Below are 25,750 nucleotides of genomic sequence, written 5' to 3' on the forward strand. Positions count from 1 at the left end.
TCTCTCAAAATGCTATGATACCTACATTAATGTGATAACTTGCTCTCAGTTTCTAAAATTTAAAATTGGAAAATTATTTTATGACGCACATAACATCTTCTTTGAGTTCAACAAATCCGAACTACGTATTGGTTTTATATTATTCGCAATATGGTACCACCAAAGAGTTGGCATATGCTATTGCTCAAGGCATCGAAGAATCAGGATTGACTGCTCGAATCCGTACCGTACCCACAGTGGCGACAGAAACTACTGCAAGTAAACCCGCCATACCTGATGAAGGCGATTTGTACTGTACTATGGATGATCTGAAAAACTGTCAGGGCCTGGCTTTAGGTAGCCCAACTCATTTTGGTAATATGGCAGCCGCTATGAAGCACTTCTGGGATAATACCGTAACCATTTGGTTGGCTGGAGACTTACAAAACAAACCAGCTTGCGTTTTTACCAGTACGGGTTCGATGCATGGCGGGCAAGAAACTACCTTGTTAACTATGATGATGCCATTAATGCATCACGGTATGATGCTACTTGGGCTACCATATGCTGAGCCAGCATTAAATAGAACCAATAGAGGCGGCACGCCTTATGGTGCTACTCATGTTAGTGGTGCTTCTCATGATGAGCCAGTCACTGCAGATGAACGGGCATTGGCTGTGGCACAAGGTAGGCGTTTGGCTAAAACGGCCAGATCACTTTCAAATACTCAGTGGTAAGAATAAATGTCCACACACGAGCATTCAAAAAACATGAAGCCTGAGGTAAGCAACTTTGTTGAAATGGCTAAATTTCAAGGGCGGCTCCGTTGTGCGTGGCTAGTTTGGATTGGATATCGTAGCATTGTATTTCCAGTTTTACTGGCTACGCTTTTATCTACTCAGCCTAATATGATAGGGGGTATTGCTTGGCAGATAATGTGGCTTGTCCCTGCCTTATTGTTTACTCCTTGGGTCATAAAAGGAAAATCGCCTTATGCCTTGCTACTTGGCAGTATGGTAACTTTACTATATTTAGGCGCAAGTGGCGTGACTTTGTTTTCCAGATTTTACGATAATGGTATTAGTTTATGGTGGGTATATCTACTTGATACGATATTGTTAGCTCTGATTAATATATGGTTATTTAAACTACTGAAAGTCCTGCCATCAATGAACAAAACACATTAATTCAATCTCATACCGTTAAATATTGCCTAAATGTTGCCAAAATGTGACGGTCTGGTGCGATTTTTATCTATGTATTACTAGACTTGTACATACAAATATAATAGGATTGACTTATTGTTACAAAGTAATGAATAAATTTTAGTGAATGAGTTATTAGAATTTTTAATGGATTAAAGGTCTAATATTCGTTACTGCAAAAGACCTTATGGCAACTAGGAACATTAGTTATGAAATTATTACCCTCATTAACCGCTGCAGCATTATCTGTACTTATGGTAACAGGCTGTTCACAGCCAGCTGAAGAGACTTCAACTGCTGATAGCGAGGCAAACAAAAGCGCTACTAAGTTTATTACTATTGGTACAGGCGGTGTTACTGGTACTTATTACCCCACTGGTGGTGCTATTTGCCGTATGGTTAAAGCTGCTGAATCTCCAATTCGCTGTTCAGTGGAATCAACAGGTGGTTCAGTTTATAACGTTAATACGATCAAAGCTGGCGAACTTGATTTTGGTATTGCTCAAAGTGATACCGTTTACCAAGCCTTAAATGGTAAAGGTAAATTTGCGGATGCGCCTGTTAAAGAGTTACGTAGTGTATTGGCTATTTATCCAGAATTGTTATCATTAATCGTTCGTAAAGATTCTGGTATTGAAAAACTTGAAGACGTGAAAGGTAAAAGAATTAACGTTGATGTACCAGGTAGTGGTAACCGCATGACTGCTGAAGCCGTATTTGCAGCAAGCGGCATTAGTATCGATGATTTAGCTTTTGCTAATGAGCTAAAGGCTTCTGAAGGCCCAACCATGCTTAAAGATAATAAAGTTGATGGTTACTTCTATATGGTTGGTCATCCAACAGCCAACATCAAAGACGCAGCTAATTCAGTTAAAATTAACCTTGTGCCCATTGAAGGTCCCGGTGTTGACAAGCTAGTTGCTGACAACCCTTACTATGCTAAAGGTACAATCTTAGCGGAATACTACGAAGGTGTTGAGAAAGACGTACCAAGCTTGGGTGTAAAAGCGGTTCTAGTGACTCGTGAAAATATGGCTGATGATGCGGTAGCAACAATCACTCAAGCAATTTTAGACAACTTTGATGAGTTTAAAGAGTCTCATCCTGCTTATAAAAACATTACTAAAGAGTCTTTATTAGAAGGCTTAGCGATTCCTCAGCATCCAGCGGCAGTGGCTGTGTTTGAAAAAGCTGGCATTGCTGTTGCATCAGCGCCTGCCTCTTAATTCGTTCATGATGTCGTAGTCTGATTAATAAGCACAGGTAATTTATCTGTGCTTATTTTTTTAGAAAATTATGTGGAGAGCACCATGAATAAAAACAAACCTCAAACGGAATCTGATATCAGTGCAACTGCTGATAACGCAATTAAAACAACCGCTGACAATGATATTAATAATGCAGAGATAGATTTAGCCGATGTACTAGAGGGCAAAAGGGTTCTACCTATTGATTCTTTTGGCAATAGGCTAATTGGTTTTATTGCTTTTTTCTGGTCATTTTTTCAACTATATGTCGTATTACTACCTGTTAATGACGTTTTTGTACGGTCGATACATTTAGCGTTTGCCTTAGTGCTGACATTTTTCATGTACCCCATGTTTCGTACCAAAAAAACGATGAGCAGTATTCCGATATGGAACTATGCACTCGCCATTGCCGCCGCGGGCACTTCACTATACATCTTTATATTCTATAACGAGCTTAACTCCCGTTCAGGGGCTTGGTTACCTGTAGATGTCTATGTTGCTATTGCTGGTATCATATTGCTGTTAATGGCTTCTAGACGAGCGTTAGGGCCCGCACTGGCTATTATCGCTATTGCATTTTTAGGTTATGTGAAATTTGGGCAGTTTATGCCAGACATGATTTCACATCAAGGCGCTAGCGTTAAAAAAATGATGGGGCAGATGTTTCTAACCACAGAGGGTATCTTCGGTGTACCGCTTGGGGTTAGTGCCAGCTATGTGTTCTTATTTGTCCTGTTTGGCGCTTTGCTTGAGCGTGCAGGGGCGGGTAAATACTTTATTGATTTGGCATATGCCGCTCTTGGCCGTTTCGATGGTGGCCCTGCCAAGGCTTCAGTTGCTGCATCAGGTATGATGGGTATTATCTCTGGGTCTTCGATTGCGAATACAGTGACGACAGGTACGTTTACCATTCCTCTGATGAAGCGTCTTGGGTTTCCAGCGCACAAAGCCGCTTCGGTTGAAGTGGCAGCATCAACTAATGGTCAGCTTATGCCTCCCATCATGGGCGCGGCAGCGTTTATCATTGCTGAGTTTTTAGGCATGGACTACGCTGGCGTTATTATGGCAGCGGCTATTCCTGCTTTTGTGAGCTATATTGCGCTATTTTATATTGTGCATTTGGAAGCAAAAAAACTAGGTATTAAAGGTGAGGCTAAAGATCGCTTGCCTAAAGTTTGGACGGTGTTTGTCAGCGGTCTACATTTCCTACTGCCTGTATTCTATCTCATGTACACATTAGTGGTGCTTCGTATGTCGCCACAGCGTGCAGCATTTAACGGTATTTTAGTGTTAATGGCGATTATGGTTGTCCAGCCGTTTATTAAATCTATCTATTTTAAAACAGGTACCAGCTTTGTAGATAACACAAAAACAGCTATTGTTGATATACTCTCTGGCATGATCAATGGTGCTAAAAACATGGTACCTATTGCCATTGCAACAGGTGTGGCAGGTATCGTTGTAGGGTCTGTAACCATTACTGGTATTGGGCTTATCCTAGCAGATGTTATTGAGGTGTTATCAGGTGGCTATATTTTAGCAGTGCTTATGCTTACAGCCATTGTTTCACTTGTTCTGGGTATGGGTCTACCAACAACGGCAAACTATATCGTTATGGCGTCGCTGACTGCTCCAGTAATTCTTGGATTAAGTGGCGATTTGGGTTATATGGTGCCTGCTATTGCCGCTCATTTATTTGTTTTTTATTTTGGGATCTTAGCCGATGACACCCCGCCCGTTGGTATGGCGGCTTATGCGGCAGCAGGTATTGCAAAATCTGACCCAATCAAAACAGGGTTGCAAGGCTTTGCATATGATATCCGTACAGCCATCTTACCCTTTATGTTTTTCTTTAATAGTAAGCTACTGTTGATTGATGGTGTTGATCCTGCTAATCCAAAAGATCCGTCGGGTTGGCAATGGATCACTAATCCATTTGAAATTGCCTTAATTTTTGGCATGGCGATACTAGGCATGCTGGCATTTTCATCAGCAACACAGCGATGGGTACGTGTAAAAACTAACTGGCTTGAAGTTGCTTTGCTAATTTTTGTAACCTTATTAATGATGATACCCAATATCGTCATGGAAGTACTGAGTTTGCCGCATGAATACATTAGCTATTTAATAGGTTTGGCTATTTATGGCGCAATATATTTTAGGCATATGAAAGTCCATAAATCACAACTCAATAGACTGAAGCCAGTTTAAGTTGAAGTGACTTAATCGTGTTCGCATAACAAAGCCCTACCTAAAAAGGTAGGGCTTTTGGTTGATAGACCATTAAAATATTGCTTAGCTAGCATCAACTAAAAATTAACGCACTTTTGTCAGTTGCATTTCCATCTTTTTACCATTGTTATTCTGTATAACTTTAACGGGTAAGTAGTCTAATTCAGGTGCTAACCAAAAGCTGGTAGAGCGGTCTTTATCCTCATGCACGCGATCAACTCGAACGGTGTTAAAAGTACCTGCTGGAACCGTGATTTTTGTATTGCCTGCTTTTCTAAAAGGTGTCTGTTCAATTTTATCTTTTTTAACCATGTAGTAGTTGCCAGAAAACTTACCACTAATTAAGTCTTGTCTAATTTGTGCCTCTAGACTCAAGTCATCAAAAGCTCTGTTAGGGGCATCAAACGTATTTGTTTTCCCCTTATAGGTACTTTTAACCTTTTTGCCGGCAGAGCTAAAACTTATATTGTGAGTCCGGCCAACACCAAATAGTTTATAAGAAGTACTGGCGCTTGAAGGTATTACTTTGTTGCCATTTAGAGTAAAAGTGCTATTTTGAGATGCGGAAGCCACACCAGCGACTCTTGCATTCACTTTATAATGCCATGTACCACCAGATTTAGTTAAGCGGCGAGTGGCAGACCCCTTATACTTGTCTTCAACGGTAAAACTATAATCAGCAGTAGCCGGCGCTAGTGATGCCGCCATAGCTACACTCGAGGTTAAAGCAGTCACTGTGGCTAAGCCCACGCCAGTTGCTGCTTTTTTAAATTGTCTACTGGTTAGTTCATTTAACATGTATTTATCCTTACATTACATCTTTAACTGATATTATTTATAAGTGTAGTTTGTCTTATTTCCAAGGCATGTATTGATTAGTTTTTGTGAATAATTCTTTCTAAGGCAATTATTGCATAACTACTAGAAACCATAAAAGGCGACATCGTCGCCTTATTTTAACGAAGCTATAGCTATTAACGAAGCTATAGTCAACCAGTTTTAAAGTGGATATCAAGCAAGTGAGTACAAGTGTACCAAGTTTTACTGCAAGGGATCTTAACGCGTTAATTATTCAAAACTGGCTTGGCTATAACTGACTATTTCAGTTTAATTTAGTGGCTACCATTAATAGTACGCAGCATTTCTTCAACCATTTTCTTCGCATCGCCGAAAATCATCATCGTTTTATCTAGGTAAAACAAAGGGTTATCAAGGCCAGCGTAGCCAGTACTCATAGAACGTTTTATTACCATAACTGTTTGTGCCTTAGACGCATCTAAAATAGGCATACCAAAAATAGGGGAGTTAGGATCATCTTTAGCAGAAGGGTTAACAACATCGTTTGCCCCAATCACTAATACAACATCCGTACTTGGGAAATCTGAATTAATCTCATCCATCTCTAAGATATCATCATAAGGTACGTCAGCTTCGGCAAGTAATACATTCATATGACCGGGCATACGACCGGCAACAGGGTGGATAGCAAAACGAACATTGACGCCTTCTTCTTTGAGTAACTCATAAAGCTCCTTTACCGCATTTTGAGCACGCCCTTGAGCCATACCATAACCAGGTACGATAATGACATCGCTGGCATTACTCATTAAGAAGCCAGCATCTTCAGCAGATCCTGATTTATAAGTTTTAGGCACACCATCATCATCGCCGGCCGTTACCGCAGCGGTACCCATACCCCCAAACAATACATTAAGTAGTGATCGGTTCATGGCTTTACACATAATGTAAGATAAAATAGCCCCTGAAGAACCCACTAAAGAGCCAGCAATAATGAGCATTGAGTTTCCTAAGGTAAAACCAATGCCAGCTGCAGCCCAACCAGAGAAGGAGTTAAGTAAAGACACTACGACAGGCATATCGCCACCACCGATAGGCGCAATCCACATCCATCCAAAGACAACAGCCAATAAGGTCATCGCATAAAATGCTGGCATAGATTCACTAACAAAATACACGCCGCCGAAAGCTATCATCGCAATAAATAAGATTAGCTGAACCGGTTTAACCCATGCTCCGCTAATTGTTTTTGCCCATTTTTTAGCCGCCAGTTTACCAAAAGCAAATACTGAAGCTGAGAAGGTAATAGCACCAATAAAACAGCCGATAAATAGCTCAACACGCGCAATCGTACTGTGTTCATGTGTTGTATTTAATACAGTAGCAAGTGCGATAGCCACCGCTGCCAAGCCAACAAAAGAATGCATTAGAGCCACGGTTTCTGGCATTTGAGTCATAGCCACTGTTTTTGCTTTCCAAATACCAACCAATGCACCTAATATCATCGCACCAATAATCAACCATAAGACAGGACCTTCTGCTAAAAAGAAGGTTGTCAATACAGCAATTGCCATAGCAGCCATACCAAAACGGTTACCTCTAATGGCAGTTTTAGGGCTTGATAAGCCGCGCAAAGTAAGAATGAAAAGAATAGCACCTACTAAATAAAACCAATCCGCGTGAGCAGCAATCCAATTCATCTGTGTTAAATCAGCTACGTTGTTCATGCGTCTGCTCCTTTGCTATCTGCTACAGGTTTAACCTTTTTATCTTTAGGTTTAAACATAGCAAGCATACGTTCGGTTACTGCAAAACCACCAAAAATATTAATACTGGCTAAAAAGACAGCAAATGCACCTAATAAACTGGTGACGCTAATAGCACCTCCATCGATATAGATGGTCTGTATCATGGCACCGACAATCACAATGCTTGAGAGTGCATTGGTAACTGCCATAAGCGGCGTATGCAAAGCTGGTGTAACGCCCCAAACCACATAGTAACCCACGAATATGGCTAGTACAAAAATGGTAAATATTGCCACAAAAGGTGTGCCACCAGTTATGGCTACACCTAAGGGTGCGGTTGCTAATACTGTAGCAAGCATAATGTTCTCCTAATTTCTTTCTAAAATATCCGTATGTAAGCGTTTAATATCAAACTAATGATATGTAAAAGCAGTTGTTGGATGTATCCCTTATTTTCGCTGCAAACGCACTTCACCATTATGGGTTACTGCCAAAGCACCTTGAATGTCATCTTCAAGATTAATCGCTAGAGCATTGTCATTATCTTTATCAAATAGTGTGGTAATAAAGTTGACTAAGTTATTGGCATACAAGTCAGAGGATTGAGCGGCCAATGTCGCTGGAATGTTAGCGGCACCAACAATGCGCACACCATTTTCCGTTACCACTGTTTTGCCAGATACAGTACCTTCAACGTTACCACCTGAGCTTGCGGCCATGTCAATAATCACTGAACCAGCTTTCATTTTATCTAAAGTTGTTTTATGGATAAGGCGAGGTGCATTTCGTCCTGGAATCTGTGCAGTGGTAATGATAATGTCAGCATTAGATGCGGCTTTATCAACAACTTTAGCTTGGTCTTTCATATATTGTTCTGAAGGGGTCCATGCGTAGCCACCTGTAGATTTGGCTTTCTCTTTTTCTTCATCGCTCATCGGCACATCAAGCCACTTACCTCCCACAGACTCAACTTGATCTTTAACTGAAGGACGTAAATCACTGGCTTCTACCACAGCGCCTAGACGTCTAGCAGTGGCAATGGCTTGTAAGCCTGCGACACCGACGCCAAGTACGATAACTTTGGCTGGTTTTACGGTGCCGGCAGAAGTCATGAACATTGGGAAGGGACGGGAATATTCATTGGCTGCCATTAGTACCGCTTTATAACCAGCAAGGTTGGCCTGAGAGGACAAGACGTCCATATTTTGAGCACGCGATAAAGTGCGCGGCAATAATTCCATTGCAAATGCCGTAGTTCCTTGCTTTGCATAGGCGTCTAATTGGTCATTACGGTACGGGTCCAGCATACCAATAACAATACTGCCATTTGATAGCTGAGCAATTTGCTCAGCCGTTAAATTCTGTACCACACAAATAATTTCCGACTGGATTAATACTTCAGACTCGCTAGCAATTTTAGCACCTGCATTTGCATAAGCGGTATCATCGTAATAGGCATGTTGGCCTGCACCAGCTTCGATAATTACCTCATGACCAAGCTTTATAAGCTTTTTTACCGAGTCTGGAGTGATCGCAACACGGCCTTCAAATGCCTGTTTTGCTTGAGTTGTGCCTATTATCATATTCGCTCCTAGCTGTGTATAGTTGATCTAAAATTGCTAACGCATTCACATCCAAATTTTTAATGCCGTTAAATTAGCTCATAAAAAACCTCTGGTTACTTTAAGTAGAACCAAAGGTTATCAATTTAATAAATGGTTTAGATATAGTCATCAATAATATTTATTATAGGGAGATAAATCAAAAGATTTCATTGCAGAACTATGACCGACCAGTAAACTAAAGTTACAATATTAACATTTTTAGCGATTAATCAAGAGAGTAGCACATAACAGAATTATATGGTTTATAGAAATTAGTAAAATTTAAGTTATAAAACCAATCAATTGCATCATTACTGTTCGCTCAACAAAAGTTATGATAGGCTTAAATTATTCAAATCACTTGTGTACTGATAAAAAAAGTAGAATTAATAACAATGTCTAAATAAAATCATTTGAATAAGGATCAGTGTATGTACTTTGTATTATCTCCAGCAAAGAGCCTTAACGAAACCGATTATGTACCGGTAAAGGTCGGGAACTACTATAGTCAACCAGAGCTTATTGAGAATTCACAAGAGCTTATGAAGGTTTTAAAGTCAAAAGAGCCGACTGATCTACAACAGCTGATGAGCATATCTGATGACCTAGCTCAGCTAAATGCCCAACGTAACCAAGAGTGGGCATGGAGTGAAGAGGCGCCTTTTGATGATGATAACGCCAAACCAGCGGGTTATCTATTTGATGGTGATGTCTATACTGGCCTCGATATGTATCATATGGATAAGGAGACAGTTGTCTATTTAAACGAGCATCTTGGGATTCTATCGGGATTATATGGTGTGCTTAAACCGTTAGATTTAATTAAGCCGTATCGTTTGGAGATGGGTACTAAGCTTGAAAATGAACAGGGCGATAACCTATATGAGTTTTGGGATACGCTTATTACGGATGTTATCAATCAGCGTATGCAAGATACTGCCAAGCAAGGTGAAGATAATGTGCTTATTAACCTAGCGTCTAACGAGTACTTCAAGTCGGTTAAGAAGAAGGAGCTTGAAGCCGATATAATTACGCCGCGTTTTGAAGATGAAAAAAATGGCAAATTTAAGGTTATCAGCTTTTATGCCAAAAAAGCACGCGGTTTGATGGTAAAGTATGCAGCCGATCATAAAATCACTAAAGCAGAGGACTTAAAGGAATTCGATTTAGCAGGGTATTACTACGTTGAAGAAGCATCGGATGATAAAACGTGGACATTTAGACGAAATGAAGCGGATCAGTAGTCGTAAATATTTAATATTAACTTAAATCGGGATTTTAGCTTTTATAAGCCATTGTTTTTATTTGGGTTAAATATCCATCCCCAACCCTTCCTTTGGAAAAGGAAGGGAGCTAACCTTTCCAAAGTTAAAAAGAGATCAATGACTGTTTCTTTAAAAGGTAAGATGCATTGCTTTGCAACAAAGGAGTGCCTATAAACTTAACTTTTATGAATTGATTCTCCCGAATTCAGGTTAATATTAATTTAGTTATTTTGACACTCTATCAACTATTGTAAGTAAAATTCCAGCCTCTTATCAATAAATCACATAAGAAACCCCGATAAGCCAAAGCCTATCGGGGTTTTATTATGCAAGACATAACTCAATTTAGACTAAGCCAATTCGCATAGTAGAAAATGAGTTAAGCATAGTCAAGGTAGGGCAACCTACATCATGCCGCCCATACCACCCATGCCGCCCATACCACCAGCACCGCCCATGCCAGCCATGCCGTCATTATCTTCAGGCTGGTCAGTGATCATTGCTTCAGTGGTCAGCATTAGGCCAGCAACAGATGCCGCATGCTCAAGCGCAGAACGGGCTACTTTAGCAGGGTCAAGGATACCCATCTCTAACATATCGCCATAAACGCCAGTTGCCGCGTTATAGCCATAGTTACCAGAACCATTCTTCACTTCGTTTACTACGACAGAAGCTTCATCGCCTGCGTTAGTGACGATTTGACGTAATGGCGCTTCCATAGCACGGCGTAAAATATTGATACCCGCATTTTGGTCATCATTATCGCCAGTCAATTCGCTGATAGCACTCATCGCACGAACGAGAGCAACACCACCACCAGGCACAACGCCTTCTTCAACCGCAGCACGAGTGGCATGAAGCGCATCATCTACGCGGTCTTTCTTCTCTTTCATAGCGGTTTCAGTAGCAGCGCCAACTTTAATAACCGCTACGCCGCCTGATAATTTAGCCACACGCTCTTGCAGTTTTTCTTTATCGTAGTCAGAAGTTGATTCTTCGATTTGACGGTTGATTGAGTCAACACGCGCATTAATATCTGCTGTATCACCAGCACCATCAACAATAACCGTGTTTTCTTTACCAACGGTTACTTTCTTAGCCGTACCTAAATGCTCAATAGTCGCAGTCTCTAGGCTTAAGCCCACTTCTTCAGAGATAACCGTACCGCCCGTTAGTGTGGCGATATCTTGTAACATTGCTTTACGACGATCACCAAATCCAGGTGCTTTAACCGCACAAGTCTTCAATCCGCCACGCATGTTGTTCACAACAAGAGTCGCTAGGGCTTCATTTTCAACATCTTCTGCAATGATTAATAGTGGCTTACTTTGTTGCATCACTTGCTCAAGTAATGGCACGATTTCACGAATGTTGCTGATTTTTTTGTCAACAAGCAAGATGAAAGGATTTTCAAACTCAGCGGTTAAGCTGTCTTGTTTGTTAGCAAAGTATGGGCTGATATAGCCACGGTCAAACTGCATACCTTCAACCACTTCTAAAGAATCTTCAAAGCCTGAGCCTTCTTCAACAGTGATTACGCCTTTTTTGCCAACTTTCTCCATCGCTTCAGAGATAAGCTCACCAATTTTGGTATCAGAGTTAGCAGAGATTGAACCCACTTGAGCAATTGCTTTATGATCATCAGCTGGCGTCGCTAATTTATGAATCTCTTCAACTGAGGCAAGTACCGCTTTATCAATACCACGCTTAAGATCCATAGGGTTCATGCCGGCCGCTACCGACTTCATACCTTCTTGTAAGATAGACTGAGCCAATACCGTTGCTGTAGTCGTACCATCACCCGCTACGTCATTGGTTTTGCTCGCCACTTCACGTACCAGCTGAGCACCCATGTTTTCAAATTTATTCTCAAGCTCGATCTCTTTAGCAACAGAAACACCATCTTTAGTGATAGAAGGTGCGCCAAAAGACTTATCGATGACCACATTACGGCCTTTAGGTCCTAGGGTTACTTTAACAGCGTTTGCTAGAACGTTAACGCCGTCCATCATCTGTTTACGGGCGTCAATACCAAACTTTACTTCTTTAGCCATGAGAAAATCTCCAGTTATTTTAGTTGATTAAATTATTTTAATTAATGATATTATTTTTGGAATTGGTTGTATAAATCAATGACACTGATTATAAAAAAGCGGTAAATTAACCTTCCAACACACCTAGTACGTCAGACTCTTTCATAATCAATAACTCTTCACCGTCAACTTTTACAGTTTGACCCGCATATTGACCGAATAAAATGGTATCGCCAACTTTAACGTCTAAAGGACGGACATCACCATTTTCACGAAGCTGACCATTACCAACTGCTAAGATCTCTCCTTGAGATGGTTTTTCTTGTGCAGAACCTGGCAATAAGATGCCACCGGCCGTTTTCTGTTCTTCTTCCACACGGCGGACAACGATGCGGTCATGTAAAGGGCGAATATTCATTGTTCACTCCATTAAAAATAGTTGATTTTGATTGAATTAAAAGCACCCATATCCCTCATAAAGTAATATTTTTTTGCAAAAATTCAAGTCAATTTGAATATATTGTTATGAGCTATGGGGTTGTACTAAAAATGGGGTTAAGTAAGGATAGTTTCAACCTAAAAAAAGTATTTTTTTTCAAATCTGCCTGACAGTTGGGCTAAGTGTCTATAGACTAAAGTAATAAAAACAGAATAAATGTTGAAAACAAATTTTTAAAAAAGTTAAGGGAGGCCAGAATGAATATGCTAATGCGTTATTTTATAATGATGACTTTACTAAAGCGTGAGCTAAAAAAAATTAAAACCAACGAGACAACCACAACGCTGACCAATGAGCAATTATTTACCCCCTTTATCAAAAGCAGTCGTGTATTACCGCATGATATGGGCTTTCGCAATCACCTCCCGAACTACCGCTACCTATCGTTCATCGAACTCAATATCACGGCGTGGCTAACCCAATGCCAACATGCAAAAGGCATTACCGAGCCAGAAAACAAGCTGTATTGGATATTAGCTATGCAAGAAATGGTGTATCTAAAAGAAATAAAGTTTTTAGATAAGATGAAAGTCACAACAACCCTTGAAGGTTGGGATAATAAATACGTTTACTTTCAACATCATTTTTCAGTGAAAAACAACGATATGGCAATAGGGTTGTCCAAAGTTGTGCTGATGAACAAAGCAGGTAAAAAGTTCAAACCTGACGTTTTGGATATGACGGGCAATCATCTGACAGACATCATCGATACGTGGAACGCCAACCAACTCGCTATCAAACAACAGTAGTCTTGCGTGTGGCGCTAATAAGTTTTGGAGCTATTCTCGCTTTACGTTACTATCTTGGTTTGCACTAGGCGAGTCGCTACACGTTACCCCGTTCCTGCTTCGCGATAACAGGGTAACGCTAGCGTCTCAGCCCAGTGCTGCACCAAGTATATCCACTACAATCGAGGCTAAACCACCTTGTTAAAGCAACGTTTATCATTCTTAACACGACCTAAATCAAACACCGTATCTATGTTAAAATCTCAGCTATATAATCAATTTGTGTGACACACTCGAAACTTGAAACAATTGTCCCTTCCTATTTCAACACTCATCTTTAAATAAGGACACCACCATGAACCAAAAACTAAAATGGACAGATAGCCTAGACATCGCTATCGAATTGGTCGAGAAGTTTCCAGAAACCGATCCACAGTATGTTCGCTTTACCGATTTGCACCGCTGGGTAACCGAATTAGAGAACTTTGATGATGACCCAAACAAATCAAACGAAGGTATCTTAGAAGCCATTCAAATGAATTGGATTGATGAGGCGGACTGATTATTAGGAGTTTATGACTCGGTGATTAAGTTCTGGGAGTAAATCATGAATACATACCCTCAGAGGGTAGCAGAAAATATCCTACCTTTATCAATTTCAAACAATGTATCTGATGCATTTAAAGAATGGTATTTTACTGATAATGTTAAAGACCATGAAACTAATTCAGAATATTGTGAACTCTGTGACCAAGAGCAGTTAAGATATCATTTCGAAATTAGAAATGAGTATACTGGCAAAATCCTACAAGTTGGTTCAAGTTGTATACTTAAGTTTCAAGTTAATGTATACGAAAACGGTAACGTGCTCGACGAAAAATCTTCAAGACAAAAACTAGAGAAGATTAAACACAACATGCGTTTAGAATCATGTTTAAATGCTCTAGAGAAGCTAGCTATCTCGGAAAATAATAATATTTTGAAAAACGCATTAAAATTCTATAGAACTAATAAGTATTTAACACCCAAATATGCTTTTGTTGTTTTATGGCGTTTGTCAGAGAGTGAGATAGATTATAACCCTTCTTTCTTTAAAGTCAGTTTGAAAAGAGATAAGTATAAAAGAGATTTAAGGTCAATGGATCGTAGTCGAGTCCATCTGATATGGAGTGCATTATCAAGTTCTCAAAGAAAAAAAGCTATTGCATACGGTCATAGTGCTCCAGAGAAAAGTAAAACTTAGAAATTTATTATTCATACATTATAGTTCTTACAGAACAACATAATCATAAATCTTAATATTACATATAAATAGTACACGTAGGCTGTGGCTTTAGCCCAGTTATTTACAAACTTGTAATTAAATTAAAGTGCTGGGCTAAAGCCTCAGCCTACATACTAATACGTCAATAAGTTGTACTAACCCAACAACTCTTCTAGCATCTTCTCATATATCTGCGCCAACTTACCGATATCATCAATTTCTACCTTTTGATCGACTTGATGAATGGTGGCGTTACGCATGCCTAGCTCAACCACTTGAGCGCCCGTTGGCTCAATAAAACGACCATCGGAAGCTTGCGTAGGGTGTGGTTAGATTTTTCAAACCTTGAAGAGGTGCAGTAAAATCGTAACCCACCTATTAATTTATGATGTTTGAAGGTGGTTTGTTCGTTAAATTCGGTGGGTTACGCTTCGCTAACCGCACCTGACGACACGACCAGAAATCCTGCCAACTTCAACCACGATAAATATCTGCAAGAATGAGATGTTACCGCTAGCCCTGATAGAAGCGGTAGCTTGGTGGGTTGTGGGGCATACAGCATCTTACACAGGAGTGGTCGCTTGAATAATGGAACACTCTTGTGTTTAGATGCTGTGCCCCACAGGCAACCAACTACAAGCGGATAGCAGGATTAGCTCCAAAAAATTCAACCAGAGTTGCAAATTAATCCAGTAACAACTCTTCTAGCATCTTCTCATAAATCTGCGCTAATTTACCGATATCATCAATTTCTACCTTTTCATCGACTTGATGAATGGTGGCATTACGCACACCAAGCTCGACTACTTGCGCACCCGTTGGAGCAATAAAACGACCATCGGAAGTGCCACCAGAAGTGGACAGTGTGGTATCAATACCCGTCACTTCTTTCACGGCTATTTTACACGCATCCACCAACTTACCTTCAGCCGTTAAAAATGGATTGCCTGATAGTTTCCATTTAATATCGTAAGTGGCATCACTATTATCAAAGTGCTTATCTAGTATTTCATGCGTTTTAGCACGAAGCTCTTCTTCTGTGGTTTCTGTGGAGAATCTAAAGTTAAATACTACCTCTACCGTTTCAGGAATGACATTATTAGCACCCGTGCCCCCATTGATATTCGAGATTTGCATCGAAGTTGCAGGGAAGAACTCATTACCTTTATCCCACTCGGTATTGGTAAATTCAGTTAACGCAGGCAGGAGGGCATGAATGGGGTTGACTGCCAAATGAGGGTAGGCGACATGACCTTGTTTACCAGTGACTGTCAAAATACCGCCCAACGAACCACGGCGACCATTTTTGATAATATCGCCAAGCGTATCGGTACTCGATGGCTCGCCAACCAAGCAATAAGTGATTTTCTCATTGCGAGCTTCTAATGCCTCAATGACTTTTACCGTACCATTAATAGAAGGGCCTTCTTCGTCAGAGGTTATCAACATCGCGATAGAGCCGTTGTGATCGGGATGATTTTTAACGAAGCTTTCAGTTGCCACTGTAAATGCCGCAATTGCGGTTTTCATATCTGCTGCACCACGACCCCATAAAAAGCCATCTTTAACGGTTGGCTCAAAAGGCGGGATTTTCCAATTTTCAGCATTGCCCGTTGGCACAACATCAGTATGACCTGCAAAGCAAATGACAGGATCTGTGGTGCCACGTCTTGACCACAAGTTTTTGACCTCAGCATTGAGTCCAACCGCATTTTTATCGCCAAAATACATAAATTCACACTCAAACCCAAGGGGTTTAAGTCTGTTAACCAATACATCTTGAGCGCCTTTATCATGAGGGGTGACCGAATCACGACTCATTAAATCAATACTGAGTTCTAAAGTGGCTTGTTGATGGTTAATAGTGTGGTTTTCTTGGTCGTTTGCACTCATAATTGTCTCAAAGTTGGTATGTAAAGGTGTATTGGTTTAAGGTCTGATTTAATTGGTTTTTTTAAATTATAGTCATAAAATTGATTCTAGTTTCGTTGGAGTTGCTTATTTCGTTTATTGACTATACGTTAATCATAATGGCTCAGTGATAACAATAGCATCATCAGACCTAACCAAGTGGCGATAGAATAACGTTGACGGTGCGCAATTTCCACTTGATGACACATATTACTATCAATTGACTTTTATCCTTTAGGTGCTATTAAACTTTAAGCCCAATAATTAGATTTAATACTCAATAGCCTATAAATATAATTTAAATTGAATCAGTAAAGAGCGTTTTAACAGACTCAAATCAGGGCAATTAACTATTAATATACTTATTTCAAACCCGCTTATGCTAACATATAACCATTATTTGATTCCCCAATTTTAATACGCAACTTTCCACAATTAAACAAGCTAACTTATGAACTATAAACATGCCTATCACGCAGGTAATTTTGCCGACGTTGTAAAACACATCTTACTGATTCAACTGCTTAACCAAATGAGCAAAAAAGATAAACCTTATTATGTACTAGATGCTTATGGTGGACGCGGTCTTTATTCATTAAGTAGTGAAGAGTCGCGTAAAACCGGAGAGGCTCGGGCAGGCGTACAAAAGATTTTGGATGCTGATACCTCCGACGCGCCCGATGCCGTACGTCAGTATATTAATGATATTCAGAAGGCACGTCAGACTTATGACAAGTTTGTATACCCAGGTTCACCTTGGTGGATTGCAAATCATGTTGAAAAAAGTCCAGAACCCCTTGTAAGAGCTGAAGCTTTTGAACTAAAAAATAGCGAATATGATGCCCTTAACTATCAATTGTATAAATTACCTATTGGTATTCAAAATCGTGATGCGTTTGAAGGTATTCGTGCGGTTATTCCGCCAGTAGAACGCCGCGGTGTTATATTGATTGATCCGCCCTACGAGCAAGAGCATAAAAACTTCTCAAACTTGGTGGAACTGTTAGTTGCCAGCATGAAAAAATGGCCACAAGGAGTGTATGCCCTTTGGTTCCCAATTAAAAATATTGATGCGGTTGAGTTATTTTATAAAAAAATGAAGCGTACCGATATTCGGAAACAGCTGTTATGTGAGCTAAATGTATATCCTAATGACGTTGCAGCAGGTCTTAACGGCACGGGTATGTTAATAATCAACCCGCCTTGGCAATTTGACCAAAATGCGCGCCAAATTTTAAACTTTTTACAGCCCTTACTGCGTCCGGCAGATGCGCCTGATTTGCCACAAAGCCAAGCGGTCAGCGTACGATGGTTAGTTGGCGAGTAGTTCGTCTATTTTAAAACCAATGATTTTTAAGCCAATTAATAGTCAAGCATTGAATCATCAACTCAACTGCTATAATAGACTACTATAACTATAACAAAACAATGTTGTCAGAGGTTCTTAATGAGCATGTCTAAATCGCCACGTCCTGACAGTTCTAACATAACTAGCAACTCAGAGACGCCACATCAGCAAGGCATAGCAACTAGCAATGCTGATTTAGCAGGTACAGACTCTGTCAATGATGGCTCAACGGGTAATGGCTTAAGAGCCGATGATTTAAGAATTAATGAGTTGACCGATACCCCGTCAAGCTCAGCAGCAACCCCTTTGGCTCATCAAAGTGAGCACAATCGCAAAATTGCAGAAACGGGTGATTACGACGGTTTAACCTTTGACGTTATCGAAGAAGAAGTCGCAGACGGTCATCAAGTGGTTAGCCGAGGTGTCTATCTTGCGCCCAATCTAATCACAACGCTATCCTTACTATCCGGTTTTTTCTCAATTTTATCTAGTATGCAAGGCGACTTTTATAAAGCATCTCTTGCCATATTTTTATCTGGCTTACTTGATGGCGCCGATGGCCGAGTGGCACGGATGCTCAATGCCCAAAGCCCTTTTGGCGAGCAATATGACTCGCTAGCCGACATGCTGGCTTTCGGAGTTGCCCCTGCCATTTTGATATATAGCTTTGCGCTACAACCTTTGGGAAGAGTCGGGGTTGCTTGTGCCTTCGTTTTCACTGCCTGTGCCGCCTTTCGCTTAGCACGTTTTAACGTTCAGATTGGCGAGGTCGATAAAAAATTCTTTGTCGGTTTAGCCAGTCCATTAGCGGCTATATTAGTGACCAGTGCTGTCATGGTTGCCATCGATCACAGCCAATGGATTGGGGAATACGATACCCAAATTATGTTTGCCTGCGCCGCTTGGGTGGTCATTTGTGGTCTGCTCATGGTCAGCAATATTAAATACTACAGCTTTAAAGAATTTGATAAAAAGAAAGTACCCTTTGTCGCTTTGATTATCGCTGTATTGGTCATGGCAATCGTATTATACGACATCCCTGTTGGTCTCCTTGCCATTGGTATTATCTACGCACTATCAGGCATTGTTTCGACCATAAAAGCCAAAATGAAAAATTAGACCAGGACATATCCATACAATCTAAATAACGAGACGTCCTAATATTGCGCACTAATGTTGAAGCTATTTCCTGCTATTCGCTTGTAGTTGGCAAACAGTGGGCAGCAGCGTCTAGGTTCAAGAGTATTCCATTATTCAAGCGACTCCCCTTGAACAAGACGCTGCAACCCCACTGCCTACCAAGCTACCGCTACTATCAGGGCTAAAAAGCCTAATGAAGGCATAGTGCTTACTACGTTATAAAACCCTTACTCAATGTGGAGTTTACCTGTTCTGATGTTACCACTAGGCTCGGAGAGCATGGCCTCTTTTAAACCCACAGTCAAAGCGTTTATACAAGCAACCCGCCCCCGTACCTTTCCACTCGCTGTCGCCAGCATTGTCTGCGGTAGTGGTTTAGCGTTGTCGCAATTGGCATCTACTACTGGTATCACTTGGCGCAATTGGCTAGTATTATTTCTCACTATATGGGTAGCCTTGGCGCTACAAATACTCTCCAATCTTGCTAATGATTATGGGGATGGCGTTAAAGGCACAGATGCCATGCGAGACGACAGCAGCCCAGAGCGTATGTTAGCAAGAGGTCAATTACAACCTGACCAATTCAAACGACTTATCTATATTTGGGCTTTTTTAACGTTTTGGTCAGGCGTGGCTTTGATCGCGATTGGATTTGATAACCTGCATGATTTTCTTATGTTTTTAGGCTTTGGCGTCGTCGCGATTATCGCTGCTATGGGTTATACCATGGGAAAGCGCCCCTATGGATATCGTGCAATGGGAGAGGTTGCCGTACTAATATTCTTTGGTTGGCTTGGTGTATTGGGCAGTGTCTATCTACAAACGCAGCAATTAAATCTTAGCCACTTAGTGCCTGCTACAGGTTGTGGCGGTCTTGCTGCTTGCGTGCTTTATGTGAATAATATGCGGGATGTATATAGTGACAAACAGGCGGATAAGGTTACCTTAGCTGTATTACTGGGCGATAAGAAGATGACTCAAGGCTACTTCTTCTTATTACAATTTTCAATGATGTGCTACCTGACATACGCTGCACAATTTAACCTCTATGCTTTAATTGTAATACTTCTATGGCCAAAACTTATCAGACATTCTAATGTTATCTATAAAAGCGTAACCTTAGATAATGAAGGCGAGGTAAAGGATGTGGATGTGATTAAGATAGGCGGAGAGCTTAAAAATATTGTGATGATTTGCCTTGGTGTTAACGTTTTATTTGTCTGCGGCTTAATAATTAGCCATATTTTTAGTAATGCTTAATAAGCATAGTGTTTACTCATAGCTGATATATAATGATCCTATAAATAGCTATTAAATAAGTTACTCATACTTTTTAAACTTTATTAAGCTTAAAACTTAACAAGCATACTATATAGATTGATAGGTACTGATATGAAACCTAATCAAGCATGGCAATATATTAGTTTGATTTGTCGCTCGGGGCTATCGCCGCTAACAGTGATGCCTATGTTAGTTGAGGCCATAAATAACGTGTTACCGTGTTTAAGTTTTACCTTTTTTTACGTTAATCCTGATACAACACCTTTGGGCTATTATGCGGAAAATTTTGACGAGAAGACGCACCTTTTTTTCTGTGCTAATAGTGAAAGTATTACCACTCAAATGGAAGATCCTGCTAGTTTTGCCTATCTATTTTCATTACCAAAACAGTTTGGCAACCTATTAAATCCGGTGCCTCAATTTTATCAAAGCAACACTTATAAAAGTATTTTTGCGCCGAATGGTGTTTATCATGTGCTGGATATGACGTTTAGTCTTTGGCATCATCCTTTTGCTATTGCAGCCATATTGCGTGAAAAAACCTCAATTCATTCTTCGCGATATCCCAGCTCAGGGTTCAGCAGTAGCGAGATAGATACGTTCCACATGCTTTACCAGCACTTAAAGCACTTAATTCTATCACCCGCCAGTATAGCTACTACTTATCATATGCGCTTTAAAAATAAAGCATCATGTCAATCAGCAGCTAAGATCAAAGGTATCGATAGTATACTAATCGAAGATCTACCGGCTGAGATACTAGCATCCAGTATTCAATGTACTAAACGAAACGGCTATTATGAATCAAGCTATACCACTTTGTCTGGTAGCCTACTAGTCAATGATCAAGGGGACATATACTCTGCTTCTGACGGAGCAATCAATTTATTAACTCAAGCTCTGCAAGTCAAGCATCGCTATCTACTCAAATATCGTCAAAACATCAAGCCTATAGTACAGTTTATCAATCAATTAATAGACCCTAGTCATAGTGCACGTGGTTTAACTTACCCCCCAGTATGTTACTTACCAGCGCCTAAAGGTATTTTGGTACTGCGCGCTTATAAAATTCATCCACTAAAAGAAGCTTTAGGGTTACCAAGTTACTACAATATACATATCGAGCTTAAAAAACCTATAAAGTTAACCGTCATAGATAATCTAAAAAAATATAGCTTATCACCTAGAGCCACAGATGTCGGCTGGCTAGTTGCAATGGGGTACAATAGCAAACAAATCTGTGCTCAGATGGGCATTCGCCCCAGCACACTACGAACCTATCTTAAAAGCTTATATATTAGCCTCAACGTACACTCCCAAGAACATCTTAGACAAGCCTTACAGCGGCCCACCATTAGATAAATTGAACCATACGTTCTAATAACATCCTCACTAAAGGGGATGTTTTGTGTTTTAAAAGTTACTATATTAGTAGCTATAAAATCTAACATACAAGGGGACCAGTTATGTTAAATCATGTCGATTATGTAATTTACAATATTTGTAAGTGTCAAGTTTTTAGTCATGGTGTTGTAGCGGTTAATGAACTGACGAGGATTCATAACCGATCGACATCTAATCATCTTGAGACATCAGTAGTTAAGTCTATAACAGCATTGCCTATCTCTCCGGTAATATTGCCAAAAGTACATTTGGGGATTGGTATTGCTATAATGATAGCAGGGTTGAGTTGGATACCATCAGCGCAAGCGGCCTACTGTCTTAAAGGAGATAGTAGTGGCTATCGTAGCGAAGCTTGCGGCTATGGTGGTAAAGCATCTGGTACCTTTAGCAGTACTTACGGTCCATATAGTAAGGCTACAGCCAGAGCCAGTAATGCTTATGGCGTAAACAGTCATGCAACAGGTCAAGATGGTAGTGCTTATGGCTCTAGTAGTAAAGCTGCTGGTAAAAATAGTAGCGCCTATGGGTATGCCAGTAAGGCATCGAGTGAATATAGTAGTGCTTACGGCGCCCTTAGTGAGGCATCAAATAGTCAAAGCAGTGCTTATGGTTTTAGTAGTGAGGCTTCAGGTTTGTACAGTAGCGCTTACGGTAGAATGAGCAAAGCACGAGGCTCTCATAGTAGTACCTATGGTTCTGCTAGTGAAGCATCGGGTTCTAAAAGTAGTGCTTATGGTTTCAGTAGCGAAGCTTCAGGCGAATTTAGTACCGCTTTAGGAACTGAGAGCAGAGCAACAGGAGATGTAAGTACTGCAATTGGACACTCCAGCAAAGCTTTAGGGGCTAAGAGTACTGCTTTAGGAACTGAGAGCAAAGCAATAGGAGATTTAAGTACTGCAATTGGTCATTTAAGTGTCGCCTCAGGTCTTTACAGTCAAGCAAGTGGCGTTAGAAGCAAGTCTATAGGTGAATTCAGTAATGCTTATGGCATAGACAGTATCGCAAAAGGAAAATATAGTAGTGCTTATGGTATGAACAGCAAAGCTTTTGGGGAATCGAGTAGCGCTTTTGGGGAATCGAGTAAAGCATTGGGTTCTAACAGCAGCGCCTATGGCAGTCGTAGTAATGCATCAAGTTTTGCTAGTACAGCTATAGGTAGTAACAGTACGGCTAACATTAGAGATAGTATTGCACTTGGTAGTGACAGTCATACCAGCGTTGATGCTGGCGTAGCTGGATATGATCCTTCGATCAAGGCAAGCTCTAAGAGCCGTAGCCCTGTATGGCGAGCTACCAAGGCAGCATTGAGTATTGGCAATACAAAAAATGAAGATCCAAGAGAAATACTCACTCGTCAAATCACTGGTGTGGCAGCAGGCACAGAGCCTACCGATGCTGTCAATGTCGCACAGCTCCAAGCAGTACAGGGTATAAAAACTCAAGTTAAAGGCGTAGCGACTCAGGCTCAACTTGATGAAATAAGAGCAGAGATGAAAGCATATACAGATGCATCAATTGCAGCTTTAAGCCGCAAACTTACCTTACAATCACAAAAACGCTGAACTTAATCCTTAAAGTGCCTATAAAATCGACGATTCAAGATAGATTTAATAAGACTCAGCAAATTATTTTTAAATCTATTGTCGAGAACCCCTTGACCACTATCATAAACCACGTATAATGCGCCCTAGTCGAAAGGGAAGCTGCTCAAACAAAAGTTTTTAAGATTTTAAGCAAGCCATTAGCATGACGTTTTAATCTACTTACTTAGTAATCCAGATAAAAAACCTCTGACTAAATTAAATATACCCTTGACACACAAAAAAAAGCGTCTATAATACGCACCTCATTAAGGGAAACGAAGTAAACAACCTGACTTGAAAGAGAAGGTTTAGAGCTTTAGGAACCTAAATGAAGAATAAATAAAAGCTTGACAGATATATAGTTAGACCATATACTAGACGGCTCACTAAGTAAGAACGGCAGATAGCTTATTATTACATTATTAGTGAATAACTTACCTCGGACGACGAGATAAGTCAACTATTTAAAAACTAGAATCAAAGAACAACTTGTGTGGATTTTTGTTGACATAGAATGCTGAGAAATTAAAGTTGGGGCTATCTCTTATCGGGGTAGTGACTAACTATAAAAATTATCATTCTTAACAGCAAGAAAACTCGAAGTTAATTCATTTATGAAAGAACGGAAAGAAGAACGCCAGAAAGAATGAGCCAAGTTTTAGTAACCTCTTTAAAGGGTTACATAGCAAGATTAAACTGAAGAGTTTGATCATGGCTCAGATTGAACGCTGGCGGCAGGCTTAACACATGCAAGTCGAGCGGAAACGATGATAGCTTGCTATCAGGCGTCGAGCGGCGGACGGGTGAGTAATACTTAGGAATCTGCCCAGTAGTGGGGGATAGCACGGGGAAACTCGTATTAATACCGCATACACCCTACGGGGAAAAGGGGGCGCTTGCGCTCTCGCTATTGGATGAGCCTAAGTCGGATTAGCTAGTTGGTGGGGTAAAGGCCTACCAAGGCGACGATCTGTAGCTGGTCTGAGAGGATGATCAGCCACACCGGAACTGAGACACGGTCCGGACTCCTACGGGAGGCAGCAGTGGGGAATATTGGACAATGGGGGCAACCCTGATCCAGCCATGCCGCGTGTGTGAAGAAGGCCTTTTGGTTGTAAAGCACTTTAAGCAGTGAAGAAGACCATACGGTTAATACCCGTATGCGATGACATTAGCTGCAGAATAAGCACCGGCTAACTCTGTGCCAGCAGCCGCGGTAATACAGAGGGTGCAAGCGTTAATCGGAATTACTGGGCGTAAAGCGAGCGTAGGTGGCTTAATAAGTTAGATGTGAAATCCCCGGGCTTAACCTGGGAACTGCATCTAAAACTGTTGGGCTAGAGTAGGTGAGAGGGAGGTAGAATTTCAGGTGTAGCGGTGAAATGCGTAGAGATCTGAAGGAATACCGATGGCGAAGGCAGCCTCCTGGCATCATACTGACACTGAGGTTCGAAAGCGTGGGTAGCAAACAGGATTAGATACCCTGGTAGTCCACGCCGTAAACGATGTCTACTAGTCGTTGGGGGACTTGATCCCTTAGTGACGCAGCTAACGCAATAAGTAGACCGCCTGGGGAGTACGGCCGCAAGGTTAAAACTCAAATGAATTGACGGGGGCCCGCACAAGCGGTGGAGCATGTGGTTTAATTCGATGCAACGCGAAGAACCTTACCTGGTCTTGACATATCTAGAATCTTGTAGAGATACGAGAGTGCCTTCGGGAATTAGAATACAGGTGCTGCATGGCTGTCGTCAGCTCGTGTCGTGAGATGTTGGGTTAAGTCCCGCAACGAGCGCAACCCTTTTCCTTAGTTACCAGCGGGTTATGCCGGGGACTCTAAGGATACTGCCAGTGACAAACTGGAGGAAGGCGGGGACGACGTCAAGTCATCATGGCCCTTACGACCAGGGCTACACACGTGCTACAATGGTAGGTACAGAGGGCAGCTACACAGCGATGTGATGCGAATCTCAAAAAGCCTATCGTAGTCCAGATTGGAGTCTGCAACTCGACTCCATGAAGTCGGAATCGCTAGTAATCGCGGATCAGAATGCCGCGGTGAATACGTTCCCGGGCCTTGTACACACCGCCCGTCACACCATGGGAGTTGATTGCACCAGAAGTGGGTAGCCTAACCTTCGGGGAGGCGCTTACCACGGTGTGGTCGATGACTGGGGTGAAGTCGTAACAAGGTAGCCGTAGGGGAACCTGCGGCTGGATCACCTCCTTATTGACGCATTCGGTCAGCAAGAATTCACAACAAGTTGTTCTTTGATTTTAGTAGATAAAAGCTTTAATAAGCTTTAGAAGATTGTGCAATAGCATAGCTTTTTGAAAATCCTATTTAAAGGATTTTCCTTGCGAAGCTAAAATTGCAATGCAATTTTTTAACGCTTCTCAGGGTCTATAGCTCAGCTGGTTAGAGCACCGTGTTGATAACGCGGGGGTCGGTGGTTCAAGTCCACCTAGACCCACCAT

The 25,750-nt window shown here is 41.0% G+C and carries 20 protein-coding genes, 1 tRNA gene, 1 rRNA gene and 1 pseudogene; 15 read left to right on the forward strand and 8 right to left on the reverse strand.

Annotation, left to right across the window (positions count from 1 at the left end; all coding sequences use genetic code 11):
- Positions 1 to 80: 80 nt before the first annotated feature.
- From wrbA to AC2SLL_RS09370, 4 genes are all read left to right on the forward strand, one after another.
- Positions 81 to 716 carry an NAD(P)H:quinone oxidoreductase gene (wrbA, locus tag AC2SLL_RS09355; protein WP_486531424.1) on the forward strand — a complete coding sequence of 212 codons (636 nt, stop codon included), beginning with the start codon at positions 81 to 83 and terminating at the stop codon, positions 714 to 716.
- Between the two features lie 6 nt (positions 717 to 722).
- On the forward strand, positions 723 to 1,166 hold the full coding sequence (locus AC2SLL_RS09360; protein WP_486531425.1) for a hypothetical protein: 444 nt from the start codon (positions 723 to 725) through the stop codon (positions 1,164 to 1,166).
- 227 nt (positions 1,167 to 1,393) lie between these two features.
- Positions 1,394 to 2,410: a TAXI family TRAP transporter solute-binding subunit gene (locus AC2SLL_RS09365; RefSeq protein WP_486531426.1), complete on the forward strand. Its 1,017-nt coding sequence runs from the start codon at positions 1,394 to 1,396 to the stop codon at positions 2,408 to 2,410.
- A gap of 84 nt (positions 2,411 to 2,494) precedes the next feature.
- Entirely contained in the window at positions 2,495 to 4,645 is a 2,151-nt protein-coding gene (locus AC2SLL_RS09370; protein ID WP_486531427.1) for a TRAP transporter permease, read from the forward strand.
- Positions 4,646 to 4,750: 105 nt separating this feature from the next.
- On the opposite strand, the gene AC2SLL_RS09375 is transcribed toward AC2SLL_RS09370, so the two are convergent.
- The 4 genes from AC2SLL_RS09375 to AC2SLL_RS09390 all read right to left on the reverse strand — a co-directional run bounded on the left by AC2SLL_RS09375 (position 4,751) and on the right by AC2SLL_RS09390 (position 8,795).
- Positions 4,751 to 5,464 (reverse strand): DUF3108 domain-containing protein, encoded by a 714-nt coding sequence (locus AC2SLL_RS09375; RefSeq protein WP_486531428.1) that lies wholly within the window; start codon positions 5,462 to 5,464, stop codon positions 4,751 to 4,753.
- A 314-nt stretch (positions 5,465 to 5,778) separates the two neighbouring features.
- Positions 5,779 to 7,164: an NAD(P)(+) transhydrogenase (Re/Si-specific) subunit beta gene (locus AC2SLL_RS09380; protein ID WP_486531445.1), complete on the reverse strand. Its 1,386-nt coding sequence runs from the start codon at positions 7,162 to 7,164 to the stop codon at positions 5,779 to 5,781.
- Between the two features lie 23 nt (positions 7,165 to 7,187).
- Positions 7,188 to 7,571 (reverse strand): proton-translocating transhydrogenase family protein, encoded by a 384-nt coding sequence (locus AC2SLL_RS09385; RefSeq protein WP_486531429.1) that lies wholly within the window; start codon positions 7,569 to 7,571, stop codon positions 7,188 to 7,190.
- A 90-nt stretch (positions 7,572 to 7,661) separates the two neighbouring features.
- Positions 7,662 to 8,795 (reverse strand): Re/Si-specific NAD(P)(+) transhydrogenase subunit alpha, encoded by a 1,134-nt coding sequence (locus AC2SLL_RS09390; protein WP_486531430.1) that lies wholly within the window; start codon positions 8,793 to 8,795, stop codon positions 7,662 to 7,664.
- A 452-nt stretch (positions 8,796 to 9,247) separates the two neighbouring features.
- On the opposite strand from AC2SLL_RS09390, the gene yaaA reads away from it, so the two are divergent.
- Complete coding sequence (gene yaaA, locus AC2SLL_RS09395; RefSeq protein WP_486531431.1) at positions 9,248 to 10,060, forward strand: peroxide stress protein YaaA; 813 nt, start codon at positions 9,248 to 9,250, stop codon at positions 10,058 to 10,060.
- Between the two features lie 425 nt (positions 10,061 to 10,485).
- On the opposite strand, the gene groL is transcribed toward yaaA, so the two are convergent.
- Together groL and AC2SLL_RS09405 are read right to left on the reverse strand one after the other, a co-directional pair.
- A complete protein-coding gene (gene groL, locus AC2SLL_RS09400; RefSeq protein WP_486531432.1) occupies positions 10,486 to 12,135 on the reverse strand; it encodes a chaperonin GroEL in 1,650 nt (549 codons plus the stop codon).
- A gap of 106 nt (positions 12,136 to 12,241) precedes the next feature.
- Positions 12,242 to 12,532: a co-chaperone GroES gene (locus tag AC2SLL_RS09405; RefSeq protein WP_486531433.1), complete on the reverse strand. Its 291-nt coding sequence runs from the start codon at positions 12,530 to 12,532 to the stop codon at positions 12,242 to 12,244.
- A 278-nt stretch (positions 12,533 to 12,810) separates the two neighbouring features.
- Between AC2SLL_RS09405 and AC2SLL_RS09410 the strand changes: the two genes are divergently transcribed.
- The 3 genes from AC2SLL_RS09410 to AC2SLL_RS09420 all read left to right on the forward strand — a co-directional run bounded on the left by AC2SLL_RS09410 (position 12,811) and on the right by AC2SLL_RS09420 (position 14,584).
- On the forward strand, positions 12,811 to 13,362 hold the full coding sequence (locus AC2SLL_RS09410) for an acyl-CoA thioesterase (RefSeq protein WP_486531434.1): 552 nt from the start codon (positions 12,811 to 12,813) through the stop codon (positions 13,360 to 13,362).
- Between the two features lie 334 nt (positions 13,363 to 13,696).
- Positions 13,697 to 13,903 (forward strand): Fe-S cluster assembly protein IscX, encoded by a 207-nt coding sequence (gene iscX / locus AC2SLL_RS09415; RefSeq protein ID WP_486531435.1) that lies wholly within the window; start codon positions 13,697 to 13,699, stop codon positions 13,901 to 13,903.
- 45 nt (positions 13,904 to 13,948) lie between these two features.
- The gene (locus AC2SLL_RS09420) at positions 13,949 to 14,584 is read left to right on the forward strand and encodes a hypothetical protein (RefSeq protein WP_486531436.1); all 636 of its coding nucleotides are present in this window, start codon (positions 13,949 to 13,951) and stop codon (positions 14,582 to 14,584) included.
- 176 nt (positions 14,585 to 14,760) lie between these two features.
- Here AC2SLL_RS09420 and AC2SLL_RS09425 read toward each other — a convergent pair.
- Positions 14,761 to 14,916 (reverse strand): annotated as a pseudogene (locus AC2SLL_RS09425) (succinyl-diaminopimelate desuccinylase); the annotation flags it as partial.
- Between the two features lie 373 nt (positions 14,917 to 15,289).
- The gene (gene dapE, locus AC2SLL_RS09430) at positions 15,290 to 16,468 is read right to left on the reverse strand and encodes a succinyl-diaminopimelate desuccinylase (protein ID WP_486531446.1); all 1,179 of its coding nucleotides are present in this window, start codon (positions 16,466 to 16,468) and stop codon (positions 15,290 to 15,292) included.
- Between the two features lie 499 nt (positions 16,469 to 16,967).
- On the opposite strand from dapE, the gene AC2SLL_RS09435 reads away from it, so the two are divergent.
- From AC2SLL_RS09435 to AC2SLL_RS09465, 7 genes are all read left to right on the forward strand, one after another.
- Positions 16,968 to 17,843, forward strand: coding sequence for a 23S rRNA (adenine(2030)-N(6))-methyltransferase RlmJ (locus AC2SLL_RS09435; protein WP_486531437.1), 876 nt, complete (start codon positions 16,968 to 16,970; stop codon positions 17,841 to 17,843).
- Between the two features lie 126 nt (positions 17,844 to 17,969).
- Positions 17,970 to 18,983 carry a CDP-diacylglycerol--serine O-phosphatidyltransferase gene (pssA, locus tag AC2SLL_RS09440; protein ID WP_486531438.1) on the forward strand — a complete coding sequence of 338 codons (1,014 nt, stop codon included), beginning with the start codon at positions 17,970 to 17,972 and terminating at the stop codon, positions 18,981 to 18,983.
- A gap of 300 nt (positions 18,984 to 19,283) precedes the next feature.
- Complete coding sequence (gene menA, locus AC2SLL_RS09445) at positions 19,284 to 20,264, forward strand: 1,4-dihydroxy-2-naphthoate octaprenyltransferase (protein ID WP_486531439.1); 981 nt, start codon at positions 19,284 to 19,286, stop codon at positions 20,262 to 20,264.
- A gap of 132 nt (positions 20,265 to 20,396) precedes the next feature.
- On the forward strand, positions 20,397 to 21,647 hold the full coding sequence (locus tag AC2SLL_RS09450) for a helix-turn-helix transcriptional regulator (RefSeq protein ID WP_486531440.1): 1,251 nt from the start codon (positions 20,397 to 20,399) through the stop codon (positions 21,645 to 21,647).
- Positions 21,648 to 21,751: 104 nt separating this feature from the next.
- On the forward strand, positions 21,752 to 23,251 hold the full coding sequence (locus AC2SLL_RS09455; RefSeq protein WP_486531441.1) for a hypothetical protein: 1,500 nt from the start codon (positions 21,752 to 21,754) through the stop codon (positions 23,249 to 23,251).
- A gap of 714 nt (positions 23,252 to 23,965) precedes the next feature.
- Positions 23,966 to 25,502: ribosomal RNA gene (locus tag AC2SLL_RS09460) — 16S ribosomal RNA — on the forward strand.
- Between the two features lie 170 nt (positions 25,503 to 25,672).
- Positions 25,673 to 25,749, forward strand: a tRNA-Ile gene (locus tag AC2SLL_RS09465).
- Position 25,750 lies beyond the last annotated feature (1 nt).

This window comes from Psychrobacter sp. CX97 (assembly GCF_057396285.1).

What these genes read in the sequence shown, in the direction of transcription:
- wrbA (WP_486531424.1), top strand. Translation starts at nt 81, where the DNA reads ATGACGCACATAACATCTTCTTTGAGTTCAACAAATCCGAACTACGTA.
- AC2SLL_RS09360 (WP_486531425.1), top strand. Translation starts at nt 723, where the DNA reads ATGTCCACACACGAGCATTCAAAAAACATGAAGCCTGAGGTAAGCAAC.
- AC2SLL_RS09365 (WP_486531426.1), top strand. Translation starts at nt 1,394, where the DNA reads ATGAAATTATTACCCTCATTAACCGCTGCAGCATTATCTGTACTTATG.
- AC2SLL_RS09370 (WP_486531427.1), top strand. Translation starts at nt 2,495, where the DNA reads ATGAATAAAAACAAACCTCAAACGGAATCTGATATCAGTGCAACTGCT.
- AC2SLL_RS09375 (WP_486531428.1), bottom strand. Translation starts at nt 5,464, where the DNA reads ATGTTAAATGAACTAACCAGTAGACAATTTAAAAAAGCAGCAACTGGC.
- AC2SLL_RS09380 (WP_486531445.1), bottom strand. Translation starts at nt 7,164, where the DNA reads ATGAATTGGATTGCTGCTCACGCGGATTGGTTTTATTTAGTAGGTGCT.
- AC2SLL_RS09385 (WP_486531429.1), bottom strand. Translation starts at nt 7,571, where the DNA reads ATGCTTGCTACAGTATTAGCAACCGCACCCTTAGGTGTAGCCATAACT.
- AC2SLL_RS09390 (WP_486531430.1), bottom strand. Translation starts at nt 8,795, where the DNA reads ATGATAATAGGCACAACTCAAGCAAAACAGGCATTTGAAGGCCGTGTT.
- yaaA (WP_486531431.1), top strand. Translation starts at nt 9,248, where the DNA reads ATGTACTTTGTATTATCTCCAGCAAAGAGCCTTAACGAAACCGATTAT.
- groL (WP_486531432.1), bottom strand. Translation starts at nt 12,135, where the DNA reads ATGGCTAAAGAAGTAAAGTTTGGTATTGACGCCCGTAAACAGATGATG.
- AC2SLL_RS09405 (WP_486531433.1), bottom strand. Translation starts at nt 12,532, where the DNA reads ATGAATATTCGCCCTTTACATGACCGCATCGTTGTCCGCCGTGTGGAA.
- AC2SLL_RS09410 (WP_486531434.1), top strand. Translation starts at nt 12,811, where the DNA reads ATGAATATGCTAATGCGTTATTTTATAATGATGACTTTACTAAAGCGT.
- iscX (WP_486531435.1), top strand. Translation starts at nt 13,697, where the DNA reads ATGAACCAAAAACTAAAATGGACAGATAGCCTAGACATCGCTATCGAA.
- AC2SLL_RS09420 (WP_486531436.1), top strand. Translation starts at nt 13,949, where the DNA reads ATGAATACATACCCTCAGAGGGTAGCAGAAAATATCCTACCTTTATCA.
- AC2SLL_RS09435 (WP_486531437.1), top strand. Translation starts at nt 16,968, where the DNA reads ATGAACTATAAACATGCCTATCACGCAGGTAATTTTGCCGACGTTGTA.
- pssA (WP_486531438.1), top strand. Translation starts at nt 17,970, where the DNA reads ATGTCTAAATCGCCACGTCCTGACAGTTCTAACATAACTAGCAACTCA.
- menA (WP_486531439.1), top strand. Translation starts at nt 19,284, where the DNA reads ATGGCCTCTTTTAAACCCACAGTCAAAGCGTTTATACAAGCAACCCGC.
- AC2SLL_RS09450 (WP_486531440.1), top strand. Translation starts at nt 20,397, where the DNA reads ATGAAACCTAATCAAGCATGGCAATATATTAGTTTGATTTGTCGCTCG.
- AC2SLL_RS09455 (WP_486531441.1), top strand. Translation starts at nt 21,752, where the DNA reads ATGTTAAATCATGTCGATTATGTAATTTACAATATTTGTAAGTGTCAA.